This is a genomic window from Pseudomonas sp. A0308 (assembly GCF_044218815.1).
Lineage (GTDB): Bacteria > Pseudomonadota > Gammaproteobacteria > Pseudomonadales > Pseudomonadaceae > Aquipseudomonas > Aquipseudomonas iridis.
This window is the reverse complement of record NZ_CP162581.1, coordinates 2,368,961-2,380,879: the sequence shown is the minus strand read 5'-3', so window position 1 is coordinate 2,380,879 and position 11,919 is coordinate 2,368,961. Positions and strand designations below refer to the sequence as shown.

Sequence of the window (11,919 nt, the reverse complement as noted above, 5' to 3'; positions counted from 1 at the left end):
ACCCCCTGTAGGAGCTGTCGCAGGCTGCGGCAGCTCCTACAGGGGAGTGGGGGTGTCAGTAAACATCCCGGCGATAACGACCCTGCTCAATCAGGCGTTCAACCTCAGCAGCTCCAAGCACTTCGTTGAGCACTTGATCAACGCCTGATGCCATCCCTTGCAGGCTGCCGCAGATGTAGATAACAGCACCCTCCGCCAGCCATTTCTTCAACTCCTCAGCCGATTCCCGCAAGCGATCCTGCACATAAACCTTCTCTGCCTGATCACGCGAAAACGCCAGATCCAGTCGTGCCAGATCGCCATTGATCAACCACTCTTCCAGATCCGCCCGGCACAGGTAATCGTGCTCACGATGACGCTCGCCGAACAGCAACCACTGACGTTGCTGAGCATCAGCAATGCGCGCCTTGAGCAGGCTGCGCAGACCGGCCAGCCCTGTGCCGTTACCGATCAGAATCATTGGCACCGGTTCATTCGGCAGGTGGAAACCACTGTTACGGCGCACCCGCAAGCTGATGCTGCCGCCTACCGGTGCATGCTCGGTCAACCAGCCTGAAGCGATGCCCAGCGTGCCGTCGGCGTGCTGTTCTTGACGCACGATCAACTCCAGCACACCGTCGGCGGCAATCGAGGCGATCGAGTATTCGCGCATGGCCAGCGGCACCATGGCATCGACCAGTGCCTGCGCGTGCAGGCCAACCAGATGCGCGCGGTGCTCGGGCAGTTGGCGCGAGGCCAGTGCTACTTCCAGAGGTTCTTCGAGGCCGTTGATTTTCACAATCGTCTCGCCACGAATACCGAGGCCGTCGAGGAAGTGTTCGATGGCCCACTGGCAGTTGCGTGGCAGCACTTCGACCAGATCCCCGGCCAGCCAACTGCTGGTGTTCGGTGCGCTCAAGCTCAGCAGATAAACCGGCGAACCGCTGCTGCCAGGGTTCATCAGTTCACGGCGCAACAGCGTCCAGTTTTCGTAGCTCGGTGCCTGCCAGGTGTCGACCGGTGCTTGCCCGGTGAGCAAGCCCAGTTGGGTTTGCCAATGATGCAGGGCGTATGGGTCGCCTCTGTCGACTTCTACCGGGGCAAACAGGGGCTTGCCGCCGTGCTCGCTCAGCCACTGATGCAGGCGTCGGGCGAAACCGCAGAAGTGCTGATACTCACGGTCGCCAAGCCCGAGGACGGCGTAGCTCAAGTTGTCGAGTGTCGATGCTTTGGCCAGAACCTTGCGCTCGAAACCACGGGCGCTGTCCGGGGCCTGGCCGTCGCCAAACGTGCTGACGACAAACAGCGCATTGCTCGACTTACGCAAATCCTTCTCGCTGACATTCGCCAGCGGCTGCACTTTCACCGGCAACCCGGCGGCCTGCAATTGGCCTGCGGTCTGCCACGCCAGTTGCTCGGCGAAACCGCTCTGGCTGGCGAAGCCGATCAGCCACGCAGGGGTATCGCCGGCCGGCGGTTCGAAGCCTTTGCGCGCCTCCCTGATCTGCTTTTTCTTGCGACGACGATCGAGGTACAGCAGCCATCCGGTGATGAAGAACAACGGCATGCACACCGCCGCGACGGTAATAATGATCCGTCCGACGAGGCCGAAATAACTGCCAACGTGCAGCGCGTAAATGCTGGTCAGCAATTGCGCCTTCAAGCTCTTGTCGGCATAGCGGTCGACACGTTTGACGATGCCGGTGGCTGGATCGAGGGTGATCTGGTTCAGCGCGCGATCATGGGGCGAGCTGTCGAGCAGGTAGAACACCGTCGCCGGTTGACCGGCCACCGGCGGCATGCGGATGTTGTAGGCAGACAGGCCCGGACCGGCGGCGCTGTAGATGCTGCTCCACATCGCGGCGTAGTCGGCGGTTGGCGCCGGGCCTTGTGGGGCCGGGCCGCGACCGCCGCGCACGCGTTCGTTTTGCGGAGCGTCGGAAAGCAGTCTGGTCAGGCCTTTGTTGTACCACTCGTATGACCACGACAACCCGGTCAGCGCCAGCAGCAGATACACCAACAGGCACCAGGTGCCTGCCACCGAATGCAGGTCCCAATTAAAGGTGCGACCCTTTTTCTTCCAGTCCAGGGTCAACCAGACGCGCCAGCTGTTCCACTGCCGAGGCCAGCGCAGGTACAGGCCCGAAAGGCAGAAAAACACCAGGATCAGCGTGCAGGCGCCGGTGATGTTGCGCCCGGTGTCACCGATGGCGAGGAAGCGGTGCAGTTGCAGCATCAGACCGAAGAAGTCCTGGCCGGTGGCATCGCCCATGAAGTCGCCGGTGTACGGATCGAAGTAGCGCATCTCACCGCGACGTTCCCCCTTGGGCGGGGTGAAGAATACTTTTGCCGCGTGGCCGCTTTCGGTCTCCACCGACAGCATCGAGACTTTTTTGCCCGAAGTGGCTTCGATGCGCTCTACCAGTTCAACGGGCGGCAGCACGCCGGCGACCTGTTTTTCCACCTGCAATACCGAGGGGTTCAGCGCCCGCAGGATTTCGTCCTGAAACGAATAGGCCGCGCCGGTGATGCCCATCAGGGCCAGCACCAGGCCTGCGGTGATGCCAAAAAACCAGTGCAACTGGAACAGGGTTTTCTTCAACACGTCACTCGCCGTCCGTTCGGAAATTGTCTTCACGGCGCGCATTATGCCGTGGGTTGTCGAGAAGCTTCTTGATTACGCACAAAAGCCCCGTTCAATTGAATGAACGGGGCCAAGCCTTGCGGCGCATTCCTTGTGGGAGCGAGCCTGCTCGCGAAGGCGTCGTGTCAGTCAGCCTCCACTTAACTGACTCACCGCTTTCGCGAGCAGGCTCGCTCCCACAGGTTCCCACATCGTCAGAAGTGGAAGTTGGTGCTCAACAGTGCCGTACGCCCCGCTGCCTGGCTGGCGAAGTGGGTGGCGAAGGCTTTGTCGTAATAGGTTTCATCGGTCAGGTTCTGCACGTTGAGTTGCAGGTCGACGTTCTTGGTCAGCTTGTAAGCAGCCATCGCGTCGTAACGCACGTACGAATCAACCATGGTGGTATTGGCCACGTTGCCGAACACGTCGTCGACATAGAACGCGCCGCCACCGATCGTCAGCTTCGGCGTGACCTGGTAAGTGGTCCACAGGCTGGCGCTGTTCTTCGGCGTGTTAGGCAGTTGGTTGCCGTCGGTGGCGCGGTTCAGCGGGCCGCCGTCAACCTGTTCGCTGTCCATGAAGGCGTAACCGGCGAACACCTGCCACTTGTCGGTGAGCTTGCCGCTGGCCGACAGCTCGACACCTTGCACGCGGGTTTTGCCGGCGTTCTCGTACGAGGTGGTGTCGACTTGTACACGCGCGTTTTCTTTCTCGGTGCGGAAGATGTCAGCGGTCAGCGACAGGCGATCATTGAGCAGGTCCCACTTGGTGCCGATTTCGTAGTTCTTGGTGGTTTCCGGCTCCATGTCGCTGCTCAGCAGATTGCCGGCGCGATCCTTGGTGCCGCCCAATGGGTTGCCGTCCATGCCTTCACCGAGGGTGTTGCCCGGTGGGGTGGCCGAAGTGGCGTAGGACGCATAAATGCTGCCGTTTTCCGCAGGCTTGTAGACCACGCCGAACTGGCCGGTAACGAACTCGCTGACGTCATCGCCCTTGGCGGTGGTAGCGCCGGCGGCGGTGTAGGTTTTGTATTCAGTGTCGAAGTGGTCGTACCGCAGCCCCATGTTCACCAGCCACTGCTCGGACAACTCCAGGGTGTTGAACGCATACAGCGCGTAGGTGTTGGCCTTGGTGTCGGTGCCGGCGTAGTTGCGCGAAATCGCACCATTCCACGGATCGTTCGGATTCGGGTTCGACAGCGAGGTGCAGTTGTAGCCGCTCGATGCGCCAATCATCGCCGGCGTGCAGTTGCTGCTGGCCGGCACGTTGGTGGTGCGCGGCGTAGTGTCGGTGTTGACGTTGTACGAAGACTTCTGGCTTTGCTCACGGGTGTATTCGACACCGGTGGAGAAGCTGTTCTTGAAGCCGGCGACGTAGAAATTGCCGAACAGGTCAGTCTGGTTGGTGGTGGTCTCGGTGTTGCTGACCCGCGTATTCGCTCGACGCCACAAGCTGCCGTTGTTGACGTTGCCCTTGCTGTCGTCCGGCTGGGTGAGGATGTAATCCTGCATGCTGGTGCCGTGACGCAGGGTGTTCTTGATGGTCAGCGAGTCGCTCAGGTCATGCTCGATGGCGAACGTCGCGGTGTCGGTGCGGCCCTTGCGGAAATCACGATCCAGACCGTAGAAGTTGCTGTCGTCGCCACCGGCATACGGCTTGTCCGGATTGGACTTAGTGCGCGGGCTCGAAAAGCTGTAAGGGATACCCGAGTCCGGCGTGTCGTTGCTTTCCAGATGGTAGTAATCAAGGTTGACGCGAGTGTCGGTGCCCAGACCGAAGGCCAGGGAAGGCGCGATGCCCCAACGGTCGTAATCGACTTTGTCGCGACCGGCGACGTTGCTTTCGTGGCTCATCAGGTTCAGACGGCCAGCGGCGGTATCGCTGAACTGGTAGTTGCCGTCGAGGGTGTAACGCTGAGTCTGGTCGGAGCCCCAGGTGAAGCCACCGTCGAACGAATTACCCAAGTGAGCCTTCTTGCTCACCAGGTTGATGCTGCCGCCCGCCGCGCCACGACCGCCGATGGCGGAGTTCGGGCCCTTGCTGACTTCGATGTTCTCTACGGCGAAGATTTCGCGGCTCTGCGAGCCCGTGTCGCGCACGCCGTCGAGGTAGGTGTCGCCCTGGGCATCGAAGCCACGGATGAACGGACGGTCGCCCTGCGGGTTGCCACCCTCACCGGCGCCGAAGGTAATGCCCGGCACGGTGCGCAGGGCGTCCTGCATGTTCAGGGCGCCGGTGTCCTTGAGGACTTGCTGCGGAATGACGGTGACCGAGCGCGGCGTGTCGATCAGCGGCGCGGTGTACTTGGGCGAGGAGGCTTTCTCGACCTGGTAGGACGTCGAGTCCTGCGCTTCGCCAGTGATGGCGGTAGCGTCCAGGGCGATGGCATTGCCGGAGGCTTTGCTGTCAGTCTTTTCGGCGGCAAACACCATGTGGCCGGCGGAACCGGCGGTGATTGCCACGCCAATTGCAGAAGCGAGCAGACGTGGTGAACTGACCGGTAATTGTGCGGGTTGACGTGCCATTTTTATTCCCCTCCCCAAGGATTTGAGGCGGCGGAATATAGGGTAAACGGGTATTCGTATCAATTGCGAAATATTGTTATTCGCACTGAATTTACATTCTTTACAATTTGGCCTTACGGTTTTTACCTGTTCATTCGTCCCGTGGGTTTTACACAGACAATAAGAATCAATACCATTGCCGCCTCTTTGCCATCAGGTGACATTGCCATGCTGCTGCACATCCCCGGTCTGTTTGAAAAGGACGAAGTGCAGCGCATTCGTGAGGCGCTGGAACAGGCAGATTGGGCTGACGGCAAGATCACCGCCGGCTACCAATCGGCCAAGGCCAAGCACAATCTGCAATTGCCCGAAGGCCATCCGCTGGCCAAGGAAATCGGCGCGGCGATGCTCGAGCGGCTGTGGACGAATCCCCTGTTCATGTCTGCCGCGCTGCCGCACAAAGTGTTTCCTCCGTTAGTGAACTGTTACACGGCCGGTGGCAGTTTCGATTTCCACATCGACAATGCCGTGCGCCAGCCCAAGGGCAGCATCGAGCGGGTGCGTACCGATCTGTCGGCCACGCTGTTCTTCAGCGAACCTGAGGATTACGACGGCGGCGAACTGGAAATCCAGGACACCTTCGGCACTCAACAGGTGAAATTGCCCGCCGGCGACATGGTGCTCTACCCCGGCACCAGCCTGCACAAAGTCAACGCGGTTACTCGCGGCGCGCGTTACGCCTCATTCTTCTGGACGCAAAGTCTGGTGCGCGAAGACAGCCAGCGTGCTTTGCTGTTCGAGATGGACGGGGCGATTCAGCAGCTCACGCAAGACCTGCCCGATCACCCTTCGCTGATTCGCCTCACCGGCACTTATCACAACTTGTTGCGGCGCTGGGTCGAGGTATGAGTTTTCGTCTGCGCCGTCAGGAAGTCCTCGACGGCGAACAGCTCAGCGCCATGCTTGAAGAGAGCCCGGGTCGTGCGGCGCAGGCGATTCTGTTGGCGGCGGGCGAGGGAGTTGTCCAAGCGCAGGCGCTGCTTGGGCAGATCCTGCTCGATGGTCAGGGTATCGCGCAGGATCAACCCTTGGCGCTGCGCTGGTTCGGCATTGCCGCCGGGCAAGGGCATCTGATGGCACGCAACATGCTCGGCCGTTGCAACGAACATGGTTGGGGCTGTGAGGCGGATGCTGCGGTTGCGGTGGAGCATTATCGAATCGCCGCCGAGGCCGGGCTGGACTGGGCGATGTACAACCTCGCTAACCTGCTCGCCACCGGTCGCGGCATCGCCGAAAACCAGGCGCACGCCCTGATCTTGTATCGTCGTGCTGCGGCGTTGGGCCACGCCAAATCAATGAATCTGCTGGGTCGTTACCTGGAGGAGGGACGCCATTGTCCGCAGGATTCACTGGCCGCGCGTGATTGGTATCGCCGTGCGGCCGAGGGCGGTGATTTTCGTGGGCAGTTCAGTCACGCGGCGATGCTCGCCGACGACGGCCGAATCGATGATGCCCTTGTCTGGCTGCGCAAGGCGCTGGCGGGGGGCAATGCGAACTTTCTGCGGGTTGCAGGCGAATCGCTGATGAATGCACCGCACTTACGCATTCGCGCAATGGCCGACGCTTATAAGCTGCGCTTGTCGCAGTTGATGGCGTCGTAATGATTTGTTTTTATCGTTAGTTATTTAAGTGATGTGAGTGGTTTGCCAGGCGTTAATGACTTGAGTAAGTAATTATGTTGTCGTGATTGCTAATATTTAAGCGCTTGTTGGTTTTTATCTTGTTGTCCTAAGGTTGTTTTGCGATGGCCGTGATCGAGTTGACCTAAAACTCGACAAGCTCGAATCGCAATTGACTTTAATAATATCCAAAGCAGACAAGGAGTCTCTCATGGGATTCAGGATAGATAACAAGATTGTCGAAAACGCCACGAAAGCACCTGCCGTGTTTATCAGCGCCTCGCTTGGTGAGGGTAATGAATACAATCGTGATACCGGTATTCAGCTAACCAAAGAGCAGATTATCAGTTTGAGAAAATATGAAGTTCTTGGGTTGTCTTTGCCCGTGCGCTTGCAGGATGTTATTGCGTACTTGAACTATGGCGCAGGTGATAGCGGCGGCCTCGGCCTCAAGCCAGCAGACTTTCTGCGTACATTCGGCACTACTTATGATCACGCCAAACGATGGTCGCCGTTGCGTGAAAAAATCATGCTCACGGGGACCGATCTGAAGATTTTTGCCGGCAGTATCATCCGTACAGGCAGCGGAATAGTCGAGATCTATGAAGATCTCAAAGTGTCCAGATACCTGGAAGAACACAATATAAGTACCCCTGAACAGTATCTGGAACTCAAGCGAAAGATCCCCAATCTTCCTGATCTCGCGTTGCCGGAGGGCGATGTTCCGGAGATAAAAGCCTACCTTAATGACATGCTGGGCAAAGTCAGGCAATGCCATCAGAAAGCTGAACGGGTCCGGGAGCAGCTGGACAGCTTTGGCAAGGACATGCGCGAGAAAGTCTTGCCCGAGATCAAACTGCGTCTGGAGTTTGTTTCGAGGAATACCTATCAGGCGGACATTCAGGTACTGCAAGGGGAGATCGATCAGCGCTCGAAGGAGATTGATGAACTCAATAAACAATATGATCAACTGGTACAGGAGGCCATCGCGGCTGCTGCGACCTTTAACGTCGCAGGATTGATTCTCGGTATCTATCAGGGCGTAAAGGCAGAAGAGATCCGCAAGAAGCGCAACAATCTCAAAGCCGAACAACAGGCTGCCAATCAGAAAATGGCCAGCAAGAGTCAAACGTTGGCTTCTTTGAACAAGATACGGGATGACTTGCAAAACCTCGACTATGTAGCGATCGAAGCTGAAGTTGCAACTCAAAATCTGATGTTGGTATGGAATGCATTGAGTACTTACATCACGGCCTCCATCAAAGAGGTCGATTCGCTGCATGAGGCCACGTCGTTGCGCAGGTTCAAGAATCAGATTCTCGCCATTATCGATCCGTGGGAACAGATCAAATCCAGTGCTGATCAACTGCTCGACGTGTTTGCAGCAGCGGATAAAGAGCATGGAAACAAATTTCAGTCATTCAGGAGCAAGAGAATCATGTTTTCGCTGCCAAATAATCAAACTTATCCGCAAGTCAATGTGGCAGCTTTGCGTGCTCACTCGGCCGCCATGCAGAAAAGCAATACCACTGCGCAAATGCTTTTTGAACAGTTTAACTATATGCCTGGCATTGTCCGCAACATGAATGATTTGTCGATTGCTGTTCAGAGAGCAACATTTGATATGCGTAGCCAGGCCCGGACAGACATCATTCATCTGGAGCGTGCGCGAGAAAAGCTGAAAGGATATCAGGCCGAACTTGCCTATCCCGAGGATGTGGAAGAAGTTCGTGAAGACATGGAAAACGAACTCAAGAGTACTTCCAACAAGATCTCCGAGCGTTATGAAGACCTCAAAGTCATTCGCAGCAGCCTGAGTACTGCGTATGACCGGGCCACTTCGCAGCAATGGATTGCAACACTGCAACAGGATCGGGATGTAACCGAAGCACTGAAGGTCAAATCCGACGAGAAATTGACCGATCTGGAAAAACAGATGAAATCGGCATCCGAAGGGATCGACCTGATCGCCAAAGCCGGTGTGGAGAAGATCGGTCAGGAAGCGCAATTAACGCTGGATAATCTCAAAGCCCTGGGTTTGGCACCGCCGCAGGTTCAAATTGCAATGCTGGCGATCGACACCCTGAAAAAAATCATCTCCGGTATTGGTGAAGCGATTTCGTTTCTGAACATGCTGGATGCTTACAACAAGCTCAGGGATAAAGCCGCTGACTTGCGGGTGCAGTTGAAGAAATACAAAAGCGACATCGCCCGGACAGACGGGAAAATTCAATTGGTCAACGCTCTGGATCAACTGGACGAGGGTCGTTGGGGCTATGTGAACGAGTATTCGAATCTGGTTAACGGTTTTGACTCGTTCCGCCAAGACTTCAGGCAGGACAAGTCACAACCTGTCGAGGAGCGTGCCGATGCCGCGATTGCCCGGATCACCGAAGTCGTGAGGTATCTGAAGTCTGTTCAACAATAAGGAGTGGGGGCGGTGGGCTGCGCGCCCATCGCTTCTTGAATAGTCATGAACATACTTTCCTATGACCTCTCTGCCGCGCAGCGGCGCGTGCTGGATCGCTATACAAGATTTCTCGGCTCTCTTCACCCGACCTTCAACAACATCCCCGTGGTATTTGCCCGTCGAAAAGCCAGCGGTCATGCACCCGCGGTATTGGCTAGTGATTCGCGCCTGAACAATGCCCGATTCAATGAGCGCTATTTGCAAGAACTCTGGGAGCGCACAAAAGAAGCTCGGATCCTGTGCAGTGCTTACGTCGCGGATCTCAATACGTTTGCGCAAGAGACCCGGGAAATGACCCGTCGTACATCAAGGAGTGAGCCCCTCAGCAAGGTGGATTTCAAGGGGTACAGTTTGTCCCGGTCGCCGACCTGGAGGCTGCTTCCGCCTAATGATGTACCCGACCTGGTTCACGAATTGGCACTGCGGTTTTATCAACTCAGGGCGATGATTCAACAACTGAAATACACCATCGCCGAGGTGCATGACGAGTCGTTCGGGCTCAGGTCGGTGTTTACCAAGGCAATGGATCATCGCTCCTGCCAGTGCCATGCCCAGCCAACGGTTGTCCAGGAGTTGTTCCGTGAAGCCCGCACTACGCCGTTTTGGGATATCACTTATTCTTCCGCGGATGCAGTGATCCGGGCCGCAGAATACAAAACTGATATTGGCACTTTGTTCAACGGACTGGCGTCCGTGAGTTCGCGAGTCAGTATGTTTCTTGAGGTAACGGGATCGCACATGGACACGGCGATCAACGAGTTATTAAGGGCTGAACGCGTGTCGAAACTGGGCGAGTTGAATTTCAAATTGGCCGCGACCAAGGAGCTGGCTGACGCGTTCATGGCCATGGTTGACCAACTTGAGACTTGGCTGCGCAAATAAAAAAAGGCCCATGCATGGGCCTTTTCATTTAACGCGTCAGTTAAAGGTAATACGACTTCAGCGGCGGGAAGCCATTGAATTCAACGGCGCTGTAGCTAGTGGTGTACGCGCCGGTCGACAGCCAGTACATCCGGTCACCGATCGCCAGGTTCAGCGGCAGGCCGTACTTGTAGTTCTCGTACATGATGTCGGCGCTGTCGCAGGTCGGGCCGGCGATGACGACTTCTTCCATCTCGCCTTTCTTCTCGGTCCAGATCGGGAACTTGATCGCTTCGTCCATGGTTTCGATCAGGCCGGAGAACTTGCCCACGTCGGTATAAACCCAACGCTCGACGGCAGTGCGGGATTTGCGTGCAACCAATACCACTTCGCTGACCAGGATGCCGGCGTTGGCGATCAGCGAACGGCCCGGCTCCAGAATGATTTCCGGCAGGTCATCACCGAAATCCTCTTTGAGGAAGCGGATGATTTCCTCGGCGTAGGTTTCCAGGCTGTTGGTGCGGGTGATGTAGTTGGCCGGGAAGCCGCCGCCCATGTTGATCAGCTTCAGTTCAATGCCGTCTTCTTCTTTCAGGCGCTCGAAGATCACTTTGACCTTGGCGATTGCCGCGTCCCACACGCTGATATCGCGCTGCTGCGAGCCAACGTGGAACGAGATGCCGTAAGGCACCAGGCCAAGGTCGCGGGCGAGGATCAGCAGGTCCATGGCCATGTCGGTCTGGCAGCCGAATTTGCGCGACAAAGGCCAGTCAGCCGTAGTCGAACCTTCGGTCAGGATGCGCACGTAGACTTTCGAGCCCGGCGCCGCTTTGGCGATGTTGCGCAGGTCGGCTTCGGAGTCGGTGGAGAACAGGCGCACGCCTTTCTCGTAGAAGTAGCGAATGTCCTTGGATTTCTTGATGGTGTTGCCGTAGCTGATACGGTCGGGGCTAACGCCGCGATCCATCACTTTGTCGAGCTCGTAGATCGAGGCGATGTCGAAGCTCGAGCCTTTGTTCTTGAGCAGGTCGATGATCTCGACGGCCGGGTTGGCCTTGACTGCGTAATAGACCTTGGCGAATTCGAAACCGGCGCGCAGGTCATCGTAGGCCTGGCTGATCATCGCGGTGTCGATCACCACGAACGGGGTTTCTTGCTTGTCGGCAAACGCCTTCATTTTGTCAAAAGTGGCGCGCTCGAAATAATCTTCGACGTTGATCGACATGCTGGGAACTCCTAAGGGCAAACAATAATAAACATGGGTAAAAATGAACGTCCTCCGTATCCCCACTTTGGTTCGCCTACTTCCCAAGGCATGTCGCCGAAAGCAAAAAGGCCATGGGAAATGCAGCTTTTTTCCCTTGGCCTTGCTGTCTCGTCGTCAGTACTTGAGCCGGATGGATCGTTTCCAGCATGGACGTTCGGCGCGAACTTTAGGGCGTGAGGGACCTGAGATCAACTAAAAATGTCGCGTTTTTGCACGCTTCTGACGTGCGACGCGGATATCACTCTTTGTAGCCGACCGAGATGACGGGCAGATGTTCCCCGCGAACTTTGCAGTGTTAAAAATACCTGCACGTTCGCTGCTTTTGTCAGCTAAGTCGCGGGTAAGTGTGATGGGCGCAACATCGCCGACGTTGGCGGCGAGAGGTGCATATGAAGGGGATTTAGGTTGTTTGTGAAGCGCTTGTCGGTGTGTTCTTCGAGTGGCGTGTGTTGAGATTCTTTTCCAGTTGGCGAATGAGGAAAAAATCACGCAGATCCTGTGGGAGCGAGCCTGCTCGCGAAGGCATTTTCACAGCC

General features: G+C 56.8%; 7 protein-coding genes. 4 read left to right on the top strand and 3 right to left on the bottom strand.

Annotated elements, in window-relative coordinates:
• Window positions 1–55: 55 nt before the first annotated feature.
• Both AB4P92_RS11125 and AB4P92_RS11120 read right to left on the bottom strand, forming a co-directional pair.
• Window positions 56–2,584: a PepSY domain-containing protein gene (locus AB4P92_RS11125; RefSeq protein ID WP_395599667.1), complete on the bottom strand. Its 2,529-nt coding sequence runs from the start codon at window positions 2,582–2,584 to the stop codon at window positions 56–58.
• 233 nt (window positions 2,585–2,817) lie between these two features.
• Entirely contained in the window at window positions 2,818–5,127 is a 2,310-nt protein-coding gene (locus tag AB4P92_RS11120; protein WP_395599367.1) for a TonB-dependent receptor, read from the bottom strand.
• Window positions 5,128–5,334: 207 nt separating this feature from the next.
• Between AB4P92_RS11120 and AB4P92_RS11115 the strand changes: the two genes are divergently transcribed.
• The 4 genes from AB4P92_RS11115 (at window position 5,335) to AB4P92_RS11100 (ending at window position 10,137) form a co-directional block, all read left to right on the top strand.
• Window positions 5,335–6,015 (top strand): Fe2+-dependent dioxygenase, encoded by a 681-nt coding sequence (locus tag AB4P92_RS11115; RefSeq protein ID WP_150595076.1) that lies wholly within the window; start codon window positions 5,335–5,337, stop codon window positions 6,013–6,015.
• A complete protein-coding gene (locus AB4P92_RS11110) occupies window positions 6,012–6,767 on the top strand; it encodes a tetratricopeptide repeat protein (RefSeq protein WP_395599366.1) in 756 nt (251 codons plus the stop codon). The genes AB4P92_RS11115 and AB4P92_RS11110 overlap by 4 nt, the downstream gene beginning before the upstream one ends.
• A gap of 229 nt (window positions 6,768–6,996) precedes the next feature.
• Window positions 6,997–9,213: an alpha-xenorhabdolysin family binary toxin subunit A gene (locus AB4P92_RS11105; RefSeq protein ID WP_395599365.1), complete on the top strand. Its 2,217-nt coding sequence runs from the start codon at window positions 6,997–6,999 to the stop codon at window positions 9,211–9,213.
• 45 nt (window positions 9,214–9,258) lie between these two features.
• Window positions 9,259–10,137, top strand: coding sequence for a hypothetical protein (locus tag AB4P92_RS11100; protein ID WP_395599364.1), 879 nt, complete (start codon window positions 9,259–9,261; stop codon window positions 10,135–10,137).
• Window positions 10,138–10,177: 40 nt separating this feature from the next.
• Here AB4P92_RS11100 and AB4P92_RS11095 read toward each other — a convergent pair whose 3' ends face one another.
• Window positions 10,178–11,341 (bottom strand): type III PLP-dependent enzyme, encoded by a 1,164-nt coding sequence (locus tag AB4P92_RS11095; RefSeq protein ID WP_042557616.1) that lies wholly within the window; start codon window positions 11,339–11,341, stop codon window positions 10,178–10,180.
• Between the last annotated feature and the right edge of the window lie 578 nt (window positions 11,342–11,919).